Source organism: Cryobacterium sp. MDB1-18-1 (assembly GCF_004402735.1).
GTDB lineage: Bacteria > Actinomycetota > Actinomycetes > Actinomycetales > Microbacteriaceae > Cryobacterium > Cryobacterium glucosi.
Genome location: NZ_SOFR01000067.1, coordinates 15,690 through 31,589, shown reverse-complemented (window position 1 = coordinate 31,589; position 15,900 = coordinate 15,690). Strand labels below are relative to the sequence as shown.

At 70.0% G+C, this 15,900-nt stretch carries 17 protein-coding genes; 11 read left to right on the top strand and 6 right to left on the bottom strand.

Annotated elements, in window-relative coordinates; genetic code table 11:
- The first annotated feature begins 4 nt into the window (after positions 1-4).
- Complete coding sequence (locus tag E3O50_RS16340; RefSeq protein WP_134560548.1) at positions 5-802, top strand: hypothetical protein; 798 nt, start codon at positions 5-7, stop codon at positions 800-802.
- 79 nt (positions 803-881) lie between these two features.
- Here E3O50_RS16340 and E3O50_RS19855 read toward each other — a convergent pair whose 3' ends face one another.
- The gene (locus E3O50_RS19855) at positions 882-1,004 is read right to left on the bottom strand and encodes a hypothetical protein (protein WP_255453709.1); all 123 of its coding nucleotides are present in this window, start codon (positions 1,002-1,004) and stop codon (positions 882-884) included.
- Between the two features lie 150 nt (positions 1,005-1,154).
- Here E3O50_RS19855 and E3O50_RS16335 point away from each other — a divergent pair, with 150 nt between their 5' ends.
- Positions 1,155-1,397, top strand: a complete 243-nt coding sequence (locus E3O50_RS16335) for a hypothetical protein (RefSeq protein ID WP_134449337.1) — start codon at positions 1,155-1,157, stop codon at positions 1,395-1,397.
- Positions 1,398-1,491: 94 nt separating this feature from the next.
- Here E3O50_RS16335 and E3O50_RS16330 read toward each other — a convergent pair whose 3' ends face one another.
- Together E3O50_RS16330 and E3O50_RS16325 are read right to left on the bottom strand one after the other, a co-directional pair.
- Positions 1,492-2,838 carry a threonine/serine exporter family protein gene (locus tag E3O50_RS16330; protein WP_134449338.1) on the bottom strand — a complete coding sequence of 449 codons (1,347 nt, stop codon included), beginning with the start codon at positions 2,836-2,838 and terminating at the stop codon, positions 1,492-1,494.
- Positions 2,839-2,905: 67 nt separating this feature from the next.
- Positions 2,906-3,817, bottom strand: a complete 912-nt coding sequence (locus E3O50_RS16325) for a DUF4349 domain-containing protein (RefSeq protein WP_134449339.1) — start codon at positions 3,815-3,817, stop codon at positions 2,906-2,908.
- Between the two features lie 209 nt (positions 3,818-4,026).
- On the opposite strand from E3O50_RS16325, the gene E3O50_RS16320 reads away from it, so the two are divergent.
- Genes E3O50_RS16320 through E3O50_RS16310 form a run of 3 tightly spaced genes read left to right on the top strand, consistent with a single transcriptional unit; the run spans position 4,027 to position 6,157 of the window.
- Positions 4,027-4,248: a hypothetical protein gene (locus tag E3O50_RS16320; RefSeq protein ID WP_134449340.1), complete on the top strand. Its 222-nt coding sequence runs from the start codon at positions 4,027-4,029 to the stop codon at positions 4,246-4,248.
- Between the two features lie 21 nt (positions 4,249-4,269).
- Positions 4,270-5,136 carry an alpha/beta fold hydrolase gene (locus E3O50_RS16315; protein ID WP_241975490.1) on the top strand — a complete coding sequence of 289 codons (867 nt, stop codon included), beginning with the start codon at positions 4,270-4,272 and terminating at the stop codon, positions 5,134-5,136.
- Positions 5,137-5,170: 34 nt separating this feature from the next.
- Complete coding sequence (locus E3O50_RS16310) at positions 5,171-6,157, top strand: aldo/keto reductase (RefSeq protein WP_134560546.1); 987 nt, start codon at positions 5,171-5,173, stop codon at positions 6,155-6,157.
- 34 nt (positions 6,158-6,191) lie between these two features.
- Here the strand turns inward: E3O50_RS16310 and E3O50_RS16305 are convergent, their stop codons facing one another.
- On the bottom strand, positions 6,192-7,016 hold the full coding sequence (locus E3O50_RS16305) for an aldo/keto reductase (RefSeq protein ID WP_134560544.1): 825 nt from the start codon (positions 7,014-7,016) through the stop codon (positions 6,192-6,194).
- 252 nt (positions 7,017-7,268) lie between these two features.
- Here E3O50_RS16305 and E3O50_RS16300 point away from each other — a divergent pair, with 252 nt between their 5' ends.
- The 4 genes from E3O50_RS16300 (at position 7,269) to E3O50_RS16285 (ending at position 11,117) form a co-directional block, all read left to right on the top strand.
- Entirely contained in the window at positions 7,269-8,309 is a 1,041-nt protein-coding gene (locus E3O50_RS16300) for an NAD(P)-dependent alcohol dehydrogenase (RefSeq protein WP_134560542.1), read from the top strand.
- Between the two features lie 37 nt (positions 8,310-8,346).
- Positions 8,347-8,925, top strand: coding sequence for a hypothetical protein (locus tag E3O50_RS16295; RefSeq protein ID WP_174774654.1), 579 nt, complete (start codon positions 8,347-8,349; stop codon positions 8,923-8,925).
- Positions 8,922-10,487 (top strand): GMC family oxidoreductase, encoded by a 1,566-nt coding sequence (locus tag E3O50_RS16290; RefSeq protein ID WP_134560540.1) that lies wholly within the window; start codon positions 8,922-8,924, stop codon positions 10,485-10,487. The genes E3O50_RS16295 and E3O50_RS16290 overlap by 4 nt, the downstream gene beginning before the upstream one ends.
- A gap of 84 nt (positions 10,488-10,571) precedes the next feature.
- Positions 10,572-11,117: a YbhB/YbcL family Raf kinase inhibitor-like protein gene (locus E3O50_RS16285; RefSeq protein ID WP_241975489.1), complete on the top strand. Its 546-nt coding sequence runs from the start codon at positions 10,572-10,574 to the stop codon at positions 11,115-11,117.
- Positions 11,118-11,135: 18 nt separating this feature from the next.
- On the opposite strand, the gene E3O50_RS16280 is transcribed toward E3O50_RS16285, so the two are convergent.
- Positions 11,136-12,005, bottom strand: a complete 870-nt coding sequence (locus tag E3O50_RS16280) for an IclR family transcriptional regulator (RefSeq protein WP_134560538.1) — start codon at positions 12,003-12,005, stop codon at positions 11,136-11,138.
- Positions 12,006-12,173: 168 nt separating this feature from the next.
- Here E3O50_RS16280 and E3O50_RS16275 point away from each other — a divergent pair, with 168 nt between their 5' ends.
- On the top strand, positions 12,174-13,337 hold the full coding sequence (locus E3O50_RS16275; protein WP_134449346.1) for a glycerol dehydrogenase: 1,164 nt from the start codon (positions 12,174-12,176) through the stop codon (positions 13,335-13,337).
- 161 nt (positions 13,338-13,498) lie between these two features.
- On the opposite strand, the gene E3O50_RS16270 is transcribed toward E3O50_RS16275, so the two are convergent.
- Positions 13,499-14,707 carry an MFS transporter gene (locus E3O50_RS16270; RefSeq protein WP_134560536.1) on the bottom strand — a complete coding sequence of 403 codons (1,209 nt, stop codon included), beginning with the start codon at positions 14,705-14,707 and terminating at the stop codon, positions 13,499-13,501.
- A gap of 244 nt (positions 14,708-14,951) precedes the next feature.
- Between E3O50_RS16270 and E3O50_RS16265 the strand changes: the two genes are divergently transcribed.
- Complete coding sequence (locus E3O50_RS16265; RefSeq protein ID WP_241975492.1) at positions 14,952-15,824, top strand: sulfurtransferase; 873 nt, start codon at positions 14,952-14,954, stop codon at positions 15,822-15,824.
- The last annotated feature ends 76 nt before the right edge of the window (positions 15,825-15,900 follow it).

Genomic DNA, 15,900 nt, shown 5'->3' with positions numbered 1-15,900 from the left:
GGGCATGAGCGGCACGGACATCCCGGCAGGAGGCGGCGGCACAGCGAGCGGCGGCACTGCGGTGCGGTTCCGTTGCGGCCACGGCGCCCCGGCAGCGGATGCGCGCATCACCCTGCACAGGGACTGCCCGCTCTGCGTGCTCCTGCGTGAGACCCGGCGCACCAGGGCCCAGCTGGTCGGCACGGTCGCGGCGGGCGCGCGCGGCGCCCTCGCGCAGGAGACCCGCATCGGCGCCGTCTACGACTGGATCTGCACCCGCGGCCACTCCCGGTACACCGCGACGGTCCGCGAAGCCCTCACCGGCCCCGGGTGCCCCCGGTGCCAGGCCAATGCCGCCGCCCCGGCCGCCCGGTTCGAGGGCGGCGTGCCGTTCATGAAGCCCGGCCTGCGGCTCGGCACCTCCGCGACCGAGCAGCGGCTGCGGGTGGCGCTCGGGGAGCGCATCCGTCTGCCGCACCGAGTGAATGCCGTGCGCATCACCCGCACCTTCTACGGCAAGCCCGAGGTCTGGCCGGACATCATCATTCCGGCGCTCCGGATCGCGATCGAATACGACGACCCTGGGCGCGACGGCTTGGCGCATCGCGGCCTCAAGGAGGTCTCAGACCGGGAGAAGGACGCGGCCCTGAACGAGGTCGGCTGGGAGGTGATCCGGGTGCGGGCGGGCGGCCTTACGGAATTGGGCCGCCACAGCATCGTCTGCCGGGCGGTGACGACGGCGGTCGTCGACCGGATCCTGGAGCTCCTCGTCGAGATCCGGGGTTCCGAGGCCGTCTCCGGCATTCGGCGGGACCTGGCCTAACGGAAGAAGGGTGCCGCCCCGCCGAAGCGGGACAGCACCCTGTCTGCAGTGGAACTGCGTGAAACTAATCGGGCGGAGGCTACGCCTTCCGTGCCTTCTCGGCCGTCTCGTTGGACTTGGCGTGCTTGTCGGCACGCTTCTCCTTGAGAGATTTTCCGGCGACCTTCTTGGTCGCGTCCTTCTTGGGTGATTTGTCAGCCATGTGCACTCCTTCGACCCGAGCCCCAGCGGCATCGTCTTCCTCGACCCTACGCGGAATCGCTGGGAACGGCATCCGCTCGGCCCGGCCCTTGTGCCCGGGCGCGCCGGTCGTAGGCTGTGTGCGACCAGCCACCTGAGGGATTGAGGGAATATGAGCGAGAACGACACGTACCGGGCGATCTTCTACGGCGCCAACCCGATCGCCGCGGGAACCGAACGAGTACTGGAATACGTCAACGGCAGATACGCCCAGGAGGTCACCCTCGAAGTCGAGGAGGACGGGCAGATCGTGCGGCGCGTCTTCAAGCTCGGGCACGTCACCGAGGAACCGATCTCGTACCGCTACGTCGAGGACCTCCACGACGAAACCGGAGAGGCCGACGTCCCGAACTGACCCCGGGCTGCCGGACGGACAGGACGTGTTCCGTTCCGGTCGAGAGTGACGCGCGGAACGGGCACTCTCGACCGGAACGGTGCACGTGGCGTGGCTAGATGCGCTTGCCCGGGCTGCGGCTGAGCCGCACCGGAAGCGCCATCAGCGGACCGACGAAGCGGCGCTGCAGCCTGCGTGCCGGGCCCCAGACGAACTGCACGAGGTACTGGGCGAGGATCGCCCCCGCCGCCAGCGCCACGGCGACCGCACCGGCGGTCAGCATGCTGAGCACGCCGTCGATGTTGCCGTCGGAGAGCTGCAGCAGGCCGCTGAACAGGGTCAGCCCGGGCACGAGCGGCACGAGTGCCGTCACGACGATCACGAGCGGCGGCGTGCGCACGACCCGTGACGTGAGCGCGGCGGCGAGCCCCACTCCGACGGCCGCGGCCGCCGACGACCAGACCAGCCCGAAGCCCGCGCTCGTGCCACCCAGGTACAGGATTTCGGCGAGCGCCCCGAGCAGGCACACGACCCAGTACGCGCGCCACGGCACCTGCACCGCGAGCGCGAAGCCCACGACGATGACGACGGATGCCGCGAGCAGCGCGGCCACGTCGGCGAACGTCAACGCGACGTTGCCGTTCACCCGCAGCACCAGGCCGAACCGGGCGAGGAGGAGCGACGCCCCCGCGACGCCGGTCACCAGGCCGCCGGTGATGAGGAGCGCCTCCATCATGCGGGCGGTTCCGGTGAGGTAGAAGCCGGACAGGGTGTCGTGGACCGCGCCGAAGGTCGTGACCCCGGCGAGGAGCATGATGATCGTCGCGATCACGACGAGGGAGGGATTCGCGGACGGGTCGACGAGCGCGACGACAGCGGCCGTCATCGGGCCGATGGCCCCGCCGACGACGTTCTGGTAGAAGACCGGCACCTGTCGCCGGTCGAGCGCCGTCGTGATCAGGTCGATGAAGAAGGTCGCGATGAACGCGGCGACGAGCACGGTGAGCCCGCCACCGATCAGTACGGCGGCGCCGGCGCCGACGAGGCTCCAGCCGAGCCGACGCCAGAGCGCGGTGACCTGGGGGCGGGCGCTCACGATGGTCGCGAGGGCCTTGCGCGCGTCGGCGACATCGATGGGATTCTCGATGAGTTCGGCGATCAGCTCACTCGTGGCGGTGAGCTTCCCGTAGTTGAGCGAGCGGTACTTGACGTTGCGGCTGCGCGTGATCGACTCGTGTGTGCCCGGGTCTTCGTGGGTGAGGGCGATGATCGTGTGCGTCACGTTCGCTTCGGTGCCCTTGAGCCCGTACGCGCGGGTGATCGCTTCCATCGCGGCGGTGGCATCCTCGGCGCCGGCACCGGCGGCGAAGATGACCTCGGCGAGGCGCATGGTCAGGTCGAGGACCGCGCGGGTGTAGCCCGCGTTGTCGAAGACCCCGATGCTGACGGTGGCGTCAGACATCCGTTCGACGGACCTTTGTGGGGCCCGGCGGGGAGCGGTGGGGGGTGGAGTGGGTCACCCCCCAAGCCTAAGCAGCCTTTCCCTTGCGCCGGGACATCCGCACGATGAGGATCACGATGAGCGCGGTCGCGCCGAGGAGTGCGATCCACGGCAGCGCGTAGCCGATGCCGACGAGCGCGGCGCCGAGCGCGCCGACCATGGCCGCCCAGCCGGCCCCGATCGCGGTCCAGAAGTCGCCGGGGGCGCCGGGCGCGACGGTGCCCGTTGAGTAGAGGGAGAGGGTGATCGTCGAGAAGTCGACCTGATCGGACAGGAAATTGCGCTGCGACTGCAGGCTTTCGAGGTCCGCCTGCCTCTGGGAGAGCGTGCCCTCGATCGCGATCAGGTCTGTCGTCGTCGTCGCCTGCTGCATCAGTGAGAGCAGCCGGTCGACGGAGGTCTTCAGGGCGGTGATGCGGGCGTCGAGGTCCTGGGTCTGCTGGGTGATGTCCGAGGCGTTGAGCGACACGTAGTTGAGGGTACCGAGCTTCTTCAGGTCGGTCACCGTGCGGTCGAGGGCGGCGGCCGGGATGCGCAGGGTGAGGGTTGCGCTGGCCGGCTGGTTGTCGGTCGCGGGGTTCTCGGTGCGGCTGTCGATGCGGCCGCCGGCCTGCTCGGTGATCGTCACGGCGTCCTGCGTCGCCTTGATCGGGTCTTTTGCCGTGACCGACATCGATCCCGTCATGATCACGTCGCGTTGGCCCGACGCGACTTCGCTCGTGCTGCCGGCGACGGTGCCCGAGGTGGCGCTCCCGGCGGCGTCTCCGGCTTGCGGGGCCCCGAGGATCCCGGAATCCTTGGTCGTTCCGTCGCCCGTTGCGGCGCCGGTTCCGGGGTTCGTCACGGAGGAGCCGGCATCGTTCGACGAGCCGGAGGCGGAGCATCCGGCCAGCAGGAGCACGGCGGCGAGGAGCGCTGCGGCGGCGGGAAAACGTTTCATGGGGCAACTGTATGGCGCGCCCTGAGGCCACTGTCTGGACGCCGTCTGGGAGTCGAATCACAATCCCGTCTCGGTGCGGGCGCAGTTGTTAGGGTCGATTCATCGGCCAGGCAACGCCGGCCGAGTGCCACGGGACACACGTTCCACGAGACGCGCTCTCCCTGACACGCACGCTCCATGAGACACATTCGACACACGACGGAGGAAACATGGGATTCGCAGAGAACGCCAAGGACGCCCTCGACGCGACCGGGCAGAAGATCAGCCGGACGTTCGAGGACACCAAGGACCGGATCGAAGACAAGGTCGACGAGATCAAGGCGGATGCCGAGGTCAAGCGCGCGGAGGCCGGCGTCAAGCACGCCGAGGCCGAGCGCGACGCGACGAAGGCCACCAAGGAGTTCAAGGAAGGCCTGCGCGACGATACTTGAGTCATGGGATGGTGGGCGGCGATGAGGGATCGGTTCCGTCGACGCCGCCCGCCCCTCCTGCACATCGCGACCGATGAAGGCACGGGGCCGGTCGTCATCCTCGTGCACGGCATCGCCAGTTCGTCCGTGACGTTCCGGGAACTGGTGCCGCTGCTCACCCCGCGGCACCGGGTCATCGCGGTCGACATCCTCGGCTTCGGCGAATCGCCGGCTCCTGAGGGCTGCGAGTACCGGCTCGAGGACCACGTCGAGGCGCTCGCAGCCACGATCCGCTCGCTCCGGCTGCGCGAGCCGTTCGTGCTCGTCGGCCATTCCCTCGGCAGCCTCATCGTCGCCCGGCTCGCGGCGTCGCAGCTGACCCGGTTCGATCGCCGCACCCGAATCTCGCGCGTTGTTCTCGTGGGCCCGCCCGTCTATCTCTCGCCGTCCGAGATCGGGGACCGCTGGGTGCGTGCCCGGGTCAATGTGTACCTGCGCGTTTATGCGTTCCTGCGGGAGAACAAGGATCGCACCATCACGAACGCGGCGATCATCTCGCGGATGCTGCCGAAGGGCATCTTCGAGATCACCGAACGCAACTGGACCCCCTTCGTGAAGTCCCTCGAGCACTGCATCGAATCGCAGACGCTCGTGAGCGACATCGCGATCCTGCGCGTGCCCGTCGACGTCGTCTACGGCAGCCTCGACGCGTTCATCCAGTCGGGCAGCCTGACCGTGATCGAGCGGATGCGCCACGTCTCGATGCACCGCGTGGAGGCGAACGACCACCTGATCCGGCCGCGCCTGGCCCGGGAGCTGCTCGCAGTCATCGAGACTGCGACCGGGGTCGACGACCGACCGGTGGACCCGGAGGGGCCGCGCGCACCGGCATCCGCTGTCGCACGCTGACCAGGGCGGCCGGCCGGGTGATTAGGCTGGGGACATGGACACACGCACCCTGGGAAGAACCGACCGAACCGTCTCCGTGATCGGGCTCGGAACCTGGCAACTGGGAGCGGACTGGGGGGACGTCAGCGAGGCCGACGCGACCGCCGTTCTCGCAGCATCCGTCGACGCCGGCGTCACCTTCTTCGATACCGCGGACGTCTACGGCGACGGACGCAGCGAGCAGATCATCGGGCGCTACCTCGCCGGGGACGGCAAGGACGCCGGGATCACGGTCGCGACCAAGATGGGCCGCCGCGTCGACCAGCTCGCCGAGAACTACGTGCTCGCCAACTTCCGGGCCTGGACCGAACGCTCCCGCCGCAACCTCGGTGTCGACACCCTCGACCTCGTGCAGCTGCACTGCCCGCCGAGCGCGGTCGTCGAATCGGGCGAGGTCTACGACGCGCTCGACACCCTCGTCGCCGACGGCACGATCGCCGCGTACGGCTTCAGCGTCGAGACCTGCGACCAGGCCCTCGCGGCGATCTCCCGCCCGGCCACCGCGACGGTGCAGATCATCCTGAATGCGTTCCGGCTCAAGCCGCTCGACACCGTGCTTCCCGCGGCCCGCGCCGCCGGGGTCGGCATCATCGCCCGGGTGCCGCTCGCGAGCGGTCTGCTCACCGGCAAGTACACCCGCGCCACGACCTTCGCCGAGAACGACCACCGCAACTACAACCGCGACGGCAGCCACTTCGACGTCGGCGAGACCTTCTCGGGCGTCGACTACGAGACCGGGCTCACGGCGGCCGCGGAGTTCGCCGCGCTCGTTCCCGCCGGGCTCACGACCGCACAGGCCGCGCTCGCCTGGGTCGCCCAGCAGGACGGCGTGAGCGCCGTCATCCCCGGCGCGCGCTCGATCGCGCAGGCGCAGGGCAACGCCGCGGCCGGGTCGGTTCCCCCGCTCAGCGCCGAGTTCCTCGCCGGCGTTCGCGACATCTACGACCGGCTCCTCCGCGCCCAGATCCACCCGCGCTGGTAGCACTCTCGCGGATGCTGGTGCGTGCGGGGTGCGATCAGCCGAGGTCGTCGGGGTCCCGGCCGGTGCGCTCGCCGGAGTCGAGGGTCGCGATCGCGGCGAGGTCGGCCGCGTCCAGGCTGAAGTCGAAGACGTCGAGATTTTCGCGGATGCGGGACGGTGCCACCGACTTCGGGATCACGATGTTCCCGAGGTCGAGGTGCCAGCGGATCACGACCTGCGCTGCTGACTTGCCGTAGCGGGCGCCGATGGCGTCGAGTGTCGGGTTGCCGATCGCCCTGCCGCGGGCGAGGGGTGACCAGTCTTCGGTGAGGATGCCGTGGGCGGCGTCGTAGGCACGGGCATCCGCTTGCTGCAGCCAGGGGTGCAGCTCGATCTGGTTGACCACGGGAACCACGTCGGTTTCGGCGAGAAGCCGGTCGAGGTGATGCGGGTGGAAGTTGGAGACGCCGATCGAGCGGGCCCGCCCGTCGGCGCGGATCGCCTCGAGGGCCCGCCAGGTGTCGACGTACTTGTCCTGGCGCGGGGCCGGCCAGTGGATCAGGTACAGGTCGACGTAGTCGAGCCCGAGCTTGCCGAGGCTCTCGTCGAAGGCACGCAGGGTGCTGTCGTAGCCGTGGTCCGCGTTCCACACCTTGGTCGTCACGAAGACGTCGCCGCGGGGGAGGCCGGCCCGGGCGATGCCCTGGCCGACGCCGGCCTCATTGGCGTAGAGCGCTGCGGTGTCGACGTGCCGGTACCCGGACTCGAGCGCGACCTGCACGGCGTCGGCCGCGTCGGCATCCGGAATCTTGTAGACCCCGAGCCCCAGCTGCGGGATGGAGTGGCCGTCGTGGAACTGCAGAACGGGTGAAGAGGTCATAGCTCCATTAAACCGGCCATGCGGCTTTCCGCGAAAGCGGGTGAATCGTCGGTTGGACACGGCCTGAACGACGATTCACCCGCTTTCGCGGAAGGGGTGGCCCGGCGAGGTGCGCGCTTCTCACGTGGTGAGAGGCGCGCTTTCGAGTCGGCGGCCCAGCACCGAGAGTATGAGGATCTCGTGCCGACCCCTCGGGGGTGCGGCAGGCCGGGCAACGTCGCCCGGCGAGAACCCGGGATGCAGGAGGTCACGGTGAAGGCTGTCCGGATCCATTCCTATGGCGCACAGCCGACCCTCGACGACGTGCCGGAGCCCGAGATCCTCGGCCCGTGGGACGTGCTCGTCGACGTCGGCGCCGCCGGGCTCTGCCGTACCGACCTGCACATCATCGAAGGCCAGTGGGATCCGATCCAGCACCCGCACCTGCCCTATACCCTCGGCCACGAGAACGCCGGCTGGGTACGGGCGTGCGGCTCGGCCGTGCACAACGTCGCGGTCGGGGACACCGTCATCATGCATCCGCTCACCAGCTGCGGGCTCTGCCCCGCCTGCCGGGAGGGCCAGGATTCGCACTGCGAGAACGCCACCTTCCCCGGCATCAATGTCGACGGCGGCATGGCCGAGGTGCTGCGCACGAACGCGCGCGCCGTGGTGAAGCTCGACCCCGCGCTCCAGCCCCGGGACGTGGCCGCTCTGGCGGATGCCGGACTCACCGCGTACCATGCCGTGCGGAAGGCCGCCCCGGTGCTCTTCCCCGGCAGCCACGCCGTCGTGATCGGATCCGGCGGCCTCGGGCACATCGGCGTGCAGAGCCTCGCGGCGATCACGAGCGCGGAAATCACGGTCGTCGACCGCTCCGAAGCGGCGCTCGAGCTCGCCGGGCAGATCGGCGCACACCACACCGTGCTCGCGACGAGCGACGCGGCGGTCGAGAAGGCCGTCGCCGAGATCACCGGTGGCGGCGCGCACATCGTCTTCGACTTCGTCGGCGAACGCGGCGCAGAACTGCTCGCCCCGAAGTTGCTCCGGAACCGTGGCTCGCACTACGTGATCGGCTACGGCGGTACGGTCAGCCTGCCGACGATCGAGATCATCTCCCGCGAGATCAATGTGATCGGCAACCTCGTCGGCACATACACCGACCTTGTCGAACTGATGACCCTCACCGCCCAGGGCAAGGTCACCCTGCACACCGCCGTCTACCCGCTCGAGGCCGCCAACGACGCGATCGCCGACCTCGAGAGCGGTCGCCTGGTCGGCCGCGGCATCCTCGTACCCGGTCACGCCGCCTGAGCCAGATCCACCCCGATCCATCCGAAGGAGACCAACAGTGACGTTCCTCGAAACCTCGGAAGCCCCGAGCGGCTTCCTCGACTCCCCGCAGGCGCGGGCCCTGCTCGTGCGCGTCATCCGGGTGGCATTCCCGCACGCGCAACTGCCGGACACCGCATACGAGAAGACCGCAGACGCCCTGATCGCGCTCGCCGAGAAGACGCCACGGCACTTCCTCGCCCTGTCGTCCGGCCTCGCGAGCCTCGACACCCTCCCGGCCGGAGCGTTCCTCGACCTCAATGCGATGGATGCCACGGCCCGCCTCCGCGCGATCGAACAGACCGAATTCTTCGGCTTCGTTCGTGCGAACACCGTGCTGACCCTCTACAACCTCCCGGAGGTCTGGCAAGCGCTCGGCTACGAGGGCGCATCCTTCGACAAGGGCGGCTATCTGCACCGCGGTTTCAACGACCTCGACTGGCTCCCCGAGCCGCGGATCGAGGAATACACCGGCGAATTGCGCTACGTCGAGATCGGCCCGCTCACCCGGCAGGTCGGTGCCGCGACCCCGGCGACCCCGGCTGCGGCATCCGCAGCCCCGGAATCCGCTTCGGGCAGGGACGAGGTGACGAAGTGAGCGCCATCGACCACGACGAGGAGGCCGTCGTCATCATCGGGTCCGGAGCGGGAGGCGGCACCCTCGCCTACGAGCTCACTGCCCGGGGCATCCCGGTCGTCGTGCTCGAGGCAGGGCCCCACATCACCAATGCGGAATACGTCAACGACGAGTGGGCGGCGTTCTCGCAGATGGCCTGGCTCGACCCGCGCACGACGAGTGGCTCCTGGCGCATCGCCCGTGACTTCCCGAACCTGCCGGCGTGGATCGTCAAGGCCGTCGGCGGCAGCACCACGCACTGGTCCGGCGCCACGCCGCGCTTCCTCGCCCACGAATTCCAGGCCCGCAGCACCTACGGCGATATCGACGGCGCGAACCTGCTCGACTGGCCGATCACCCTCGCCGAACTCGCGCCGTACTACGACCGCGCCGAGATCGCGATGGGCTCGACGCACCGGCACGGTCGCGCCGCCCTGCCCGCCAACAACAACTACAAGGTGTTCGCCAACGGTGCCGCCCGGGTCGGCTACAACTTCTACGCGACCGGTCCGTACGCGACGAACGCCGAGCCGTACGACGGGCGCCCGGCATCCGTGCAGGACGGCTTCAACTTCCAGGGCGACAAGTCCGGCGCGAAGTGGAGCACCCTCGTGCGCGAGATTCCCCGTGCGGAGGCGACCGGTCACCTCGACCTGCGGCCGCTCAGCCAGGCCGTGCAGATCACGCACGACCGGACCGGGCGCGCCGATGCCGTGCTGTACCTCGATGCCGCCGGCGGCATGCACCGGCAGCGGGCACGCATCGTCTGTGTCGCCGGGAATTCGATCGAGACGCCTCGACTGCTGCTGCTCAGCGCGAGCTCACTGTTCCCGGACGGACTCGCGAACTCCTCCGGCCAGGTCGGCCGCAACTACATGCGGCACACCACCGGCTCCGTCTACGCCCAGTTCCCCGACCCGGTGCACTCCTACCGCGGCGAGACCATGGCCGGGATCATCGCGGACGAGGCGCGCCACGACGAGCGCCGCGGCTTCGCGGGCGGCTATTACCTCGAGACCCTTTCGCTCGGGCCGGCGTTCCTCGCGGCCTTCGCGGACCCGGGTTCGTGGGGGCGCGACTTCACGTCGATCCTCGACGGCTACGCGCACACCGCGGGGCTCTGGATCGTCGGCGAGGACATGCCTCAGGAGACCAACCGGATCACCCTCAACGGTTCGGTCACGGATGCTGCCGGCCTGCCGGTCGCGAACGTGAACTTCGACGACCACCCGAACGACGTCGCCATGCGCGACCACGGCTACCGCCAGGCCGAACTGCTCTACGACGCGGTCGGGTCGATCTCGGCGCACCGCACCCCGCCGTATCCCTCGACGCACAACCTCGGCACAAGCCGGATGAGCGCACGACCGGAGGACGGCGTGGTGAACAAGTTCGGGCGTGCCCACGATGTGCCGAACCTGTTCGTGAGCGACGGGTCGGTCTTCACGACCGGCGCCGCGGCCAACCCGACGCTCACGATCGTGGCCCTCGCCATCCGGCAGGTCGACCATATCGCCGAACAGCTCGCCAACCGGTCCCTGTGACCGGGCTACCGGCTCCGGGATCCGGGACCCCTCCGGCACCCTGACACCGTCCCGAACCACGCCCGACAAGGAGATGACGCACCCATGACCCACGACCAGATGATGAGAACCCCGTACGACCAGATCGGCGACGTGCCGACCTTCACCCTCGAATCGAACGATGTCGAGAACGGCCGGGAACTCGACCCGCCCCAGCGCAGCGGGATCTTCGGCGCCGGCGGCAGCGACACGTCCCCGGAACTGCACTGGAGCGGTTTCCCGGCGGGAACCCGAAGCTTCGCGGTCACGATGTACGACCCGCTCGCCCCGACGGCGAGCGGATTCTGGCACTGGGCCGTCGCCGACATCCCCGTTTCGACGACGAGCCTGCCGACCGGTGCGGGGGAGGAGGACAGCACCCTGCTCCCGCCCGGCGCCTGGCAGCTGACCAACGACGCGAGCCTCCGCCGCTACCTCGGTGCGGCCCCGCCGGCCGGCCACGGGCGGCACAACTACTACATCGCCGTGCACGCCCTCGACGTCGACACGATCGGGATCCCCGAGACGTCGACGCCCGCGTTCCTCACCTTCAACCTCGGCGCGCACACCCTCGCGCGCGCCGTGATCACGCCCTGGTGGGAGGCCCGCTAACCGTCGCGGAGCGGATGCTCAGCGCCTGACGCTGCCGGAGCGGAAGTACCGCGAGAGTCCGGCAGCGGTCTCGCGCAGCATCCGCTCGTGGTCGCGTTCGCGGATCGCGATGGAGTCCGCGCGGGCCGAGATCGCCACGGAGCCGACGAGCAGGCCTGCGGAGTTGCGCACGCCGACCGCGGCGCACGTCATACCCGGCACGAATTCCTCGTGCTCCCAGGCGACGTGCGACCGGGAGATCGACTCGAGCTGGCGTTCGAGTTCCCCGCGATCCGTGATCGTCGCCGGGGTCAGCTGCGGCAGCCCATGAGCGTCGAGGTACTGGTCGCGCTGTTCGCCGGTCATGCCGCTCAACATGATCTTGCCGAAGGCGGTCGCGTGCGCGGCCTCGTGGAACCCGAAGCTCAACGGGGTGAGGCGCGGGGCTGCCGGGGAATCCACGATGTACGTGACGACGACATCGGCCCCCCGGTAGACGGCGAAGTACGCGGCCGCCTGGGCGTTGCGGTGCAGGCGGGCGATCTCGGTGCGCACCTCGGCGGGCACCCCGATCTGGCGATGCAGCGAGACGCCGAGCTGATGCAGCTTGTAGCCGAGTTCGAACTTGCGCTCCCGGCGGATGTGCACGAGGTAGTCGCTCTGCACGAGCGTCTGCATGAGCCGGTACACGGTCGGCAGCGGATAGCCGAGGCTCGCGGAGACCTCCTTCGCCGTGGCCCCGCCACGTTCGGCGACGATCTCGAGGATCGCGAGCGTCTTCAGGATCGAGGCGACCCCGCTCGGGGCGGGCGGTGCCGGCAGTGCCGTGACGTTGGACGTCAGTGGCGGCTGGGCGAGCGTCCGGGGCGACGGCGGCTGGGACAGGGGAAGAGCATCCGTGGTCTTCATGCGGCCATTGTCGGTCGGGCCCGGCCCGGGCACAATCGTCCGGCTCCTGAGAAGATCCCGGGTTCGGCGCGTGAGGCAGCTTCTCACATGGTGACAGGGCCCCTGACCGGGCCGGCACCGGCGAATTTAGGCTGGCGGCATCCGCATCGCTTGAAGAAGGAGATCGTCATGGCCGCCTCCAGCGCCATTCGCACCATCATCAGCCCCGGCCGCTACGTCCAGGGGAAAGGGGCGCTGTCCCGGCTCGGCGAATTCCTCGCGCCGCTCGGGAAGACCCCGCTCCTCGTCTCCGACGACGTCGTCTGGGGGATCCTCGGGCAGCGCGCCACGGACTCGCTGCGCGCCGCCCAGCTGCCCGTCACCCGGGAACGTTTCGGCGGCATCCCCACGGCCGCGGAGGTCACCCGCCTCGTCGGCGTGATCGACAGGACCGGCGCCGACGTCATCGTCGCCCTCGGCGGCGGCAGCACCATGGACGCCGTGAAGGCGGCCGGGTTCCTCGCCGGGATCCGCTGGGTCACGGTGCCCTCCGTCGCATCAACGGATGCCCCCACCTCGGCCCTCTCCGTGATCTACACCGCAGATGGCGCGTTCGAGGAGTACCGCTTCTTCCCGAAGAACCCGGACCTCGTGCTGATGGACACCCAGCTCGTTGCGGATGCCCCTGCCGCGTTCCTGGCGGCGGGCGTCGGCGATGCGCTCGCAACGTGGCTCGAGGCCCGGGCGACGAGGCAGGCGCACGCGAACACGATGGCCGGCGGCCTGCCGACCCTCGCGGGCACCGCGCTCGCCGAACTGTCCTGGGGCGTGATCTGGGACAACGCGCTCCCCGCCCTCGACGCCGTGCGCGACCACCAGGTCACCCCGGCCGTCGAGAAGCTCGTCGAGGCGAACACGCTGCTGTCGGGGCTCGGATTCGAGTCCGGCGGGCTCGCCGCGGCGCACGCGATCCACAACGGCCTGACCGCGGCGCACCAGACCCACGGGCTCGCGCACGGGCAGAAGGTCAACATCGGCTCGGTCACGCAGCTCGTGCTCGAGGGCGCCCCGACCCAGGAGATCCGCGACTTCATCGAGTTCACGACCCGGGTCGGGCTGCCGAACACGCTGACGGAGGTCGGCCTCAGCGTCGACGACGAGGATGACCTGCGCCGCGTCGCCGAGGCGGCGACGGTGCAGGGGGAGACCATCCACAACATGCCGTTCCCGATCACCCCCGACGAGCTGGTCAGCGCGCTTAAGTCGATCGAGCGGTTCTCCCGCACCGTGCGGAGCGAGGCGCACCTGCCCGCTCCCGTGCAGTACGTGGCCCACCAGGTCGACACGCACTAGCCGCAGGTCTCCGGCAGCGGATGCCGCGGCATCCGCTGCCCCGACCCGCGGCTTCGCGACGCCCGCGAGAGTACACTTTTGGCCCCTAAACCACTGGTTTGAGGGCCAAAAGTGTACTCTCGTGGACTGTAAGCGGGCGAGGCGCGGCCGGGGCGGTGGGGTTAGGAGACCTGGATCTGGATGGGGGCGGTGTCGGGGATCGGGCCGGCGTCGCGGCCGCGCAGGTCCGGGTGCCAGCGGCGACCGAGCGCGGGGATCAGGGTCCCGAGCGCGGCGAAACCGGCGGCGACGAGGATCGCGGACCCGGCGCCGTTATGGTCGATCATGAAGCCGGCCGTCGCGGACCCGAGCGCCGCTCCCATCAGCTGGCCGGTGCCGACCCAGCCGTACGCCTCGGCGGTGTCGCTGAACTTGACGCTCGCGGAGACGATCCCGAACAGCACAGCGAAGGCCGGCGCGATGCCGATGCCCGCGAGGAGCAGCGTTGCGGCGAGCCACCAGAAGCTGAGGCCGAGAGTCGCGAGGGAGAGGCCGATCGTGACGATCAGCATCCGCCCGGCGAGGGCCCACGGGCCGATCGGCGCGTGACCGAGCGCGAGGCCACCGACGAGCGAGCCGATCGCGAAGATGCCGAGCACCCAGCCGGAGTCCGAGCTGCCGTGACCGAATGCCGCGACGACGCCGGCCTCGACGGCCGAGCAGGCCGCGACGAGCATGAAGCCGACAACGGTGCTGAGGAGCACGGCAGGGCGCTTGAGCACGGCGCCGAGCTTGCGGCGGCTGCGCGGGATCCGTACCCGGCCGACCTCGGGCAGCACGACGAACCAGATGCCGCCGCCGACCAGGAATGCAGCGGCGAGGAGGATGCCCGCGACCGAGCTGATCTGGATCGCGACGAATGTGGCGATGACCGGTCCGAGCACCCAGATGATCTCCTGGGCGGATGCGTCGAGCGAGAACAGCGGGGTGAGCTGACGGGAGTTGACGATCTTCGGGTAGATCGTGCGCACGGCCGGCTGGATCGGCGGTGTCGTCAGCCCCGCGACGAGGCCGATCACCATCAGGCCCCAGATCGGCAGGATCAACAACGCCATCACGACGATGGCGCTCGCGCAGATCGCGATCGTGGCGATGATGACCGGGCGCATGCCCCAGCGGCCCATCAGGCGGCTCGTGAGCGGGCCGGCGATGGCCTGGCCGATGCTCATCGCACCGAGTACGAGGCCGGCGGACCCGTAGGAGTCGTAGACGTGCTCGATGTGGATCAGGAACGCGAGCGAGAGCATCCCGAACGGAAAGCGGGCGGTCAGCTGCGCGGCGATCAGACGGGCAACCCCGGGCGTCTTCAGTAGGGTCCAGTAGCTGCTCACTCGTTCGAGTCTACGGGCGAGGCCCGGTACGGGTCGAGTCGGGCCCCCGGCACGCAATCCGTCGCCGCCCCGCGCCGAATTGCGTCGCGTGCGCGCCCGTTTTCGCAACGAACGTGTACCGAACGCAATTCCGTGCCGAGGATCGTGTCGACGGCCGTGCCTGGGGCCGTATCAAAGGGGCGGGGCATGGGCGGATGCGGGTCCCCGCGCCGCGCACACCCGGTACCGTGGTTTCGTGAACACTTTGATCTCCGCCGAGGACCTGGCCCGCCTGCTCGAGACGCGTGACGACATCCGTGTGCTCGACGTCCGGTGGGCGCTCCTCGGGCCGAGCGGACGCGACGAATACGCCGCCGGACACCTGCCGGGCGCGGTCTACGTCGACCTCGAGACCGAACTCGCCCGGCCAGGGGCGCCTGAAGACGGGCGGCACCCGCTGCCCGCGATCGACGACCTGCAGGCGGCGGCGCGGCGCTGGGGAATCCACGACGACGACACCGTCGTGGTCTACGACGACCTGAGCCTGATGTCGGCGGCGCGGGCGTGGTGGCTGTTGCGGCACGCCGGTCACCGCAACGTGCTCCTGCTCGACGGTGCGCTCGCCGCCTGGCGCAGGGCGGGATTGCCGCTCGTCACCGGGGAGCAGCCCGACCCGCCGATCGGCACCGCACACCTCAGCTACGGCTCGCTCGCCACGATCGACGCCGACACCGCCGCCGCCATCGCGCACACCGGCATCCTCCTCGACGCGCGTGCCGGCGCCCGGTACCGGGGCGAGACGGAGCCGGTCGACCCCCGCGCCGGCCACATCCCGGGCGCGGTGAGCGCCCCGACGACGGACACCCTCGCCGACGACGGACGCTTCCTGCCCGCCGACCAGCTGCGTGCGCAGTTCGAGTCCCTCGGCGTGAAACCGATGCGCCCGATCGGGGTCTACTGCGGGTCGGGGGTCACGGCCGCCCACGAGATCGCCGCGCTCACGATCGCCGGGTTCGTCCCCTACCTCTACCCCGGATCCTGGTCGCAGTGGTCCAACCTCCCGGACCGCCCCGTGGAAACCGGGGACGGCGGGCGCGGCGGGTTCGGCGGTTTCACCGGGGCCAGCGTCCGGCTGTAGGCGGCGAGGCCGGCTCGCGGCGGCCCGGTGCGCTCACACCGAATTCACACGTCACGCAGAGCCCGGGGATGCAATA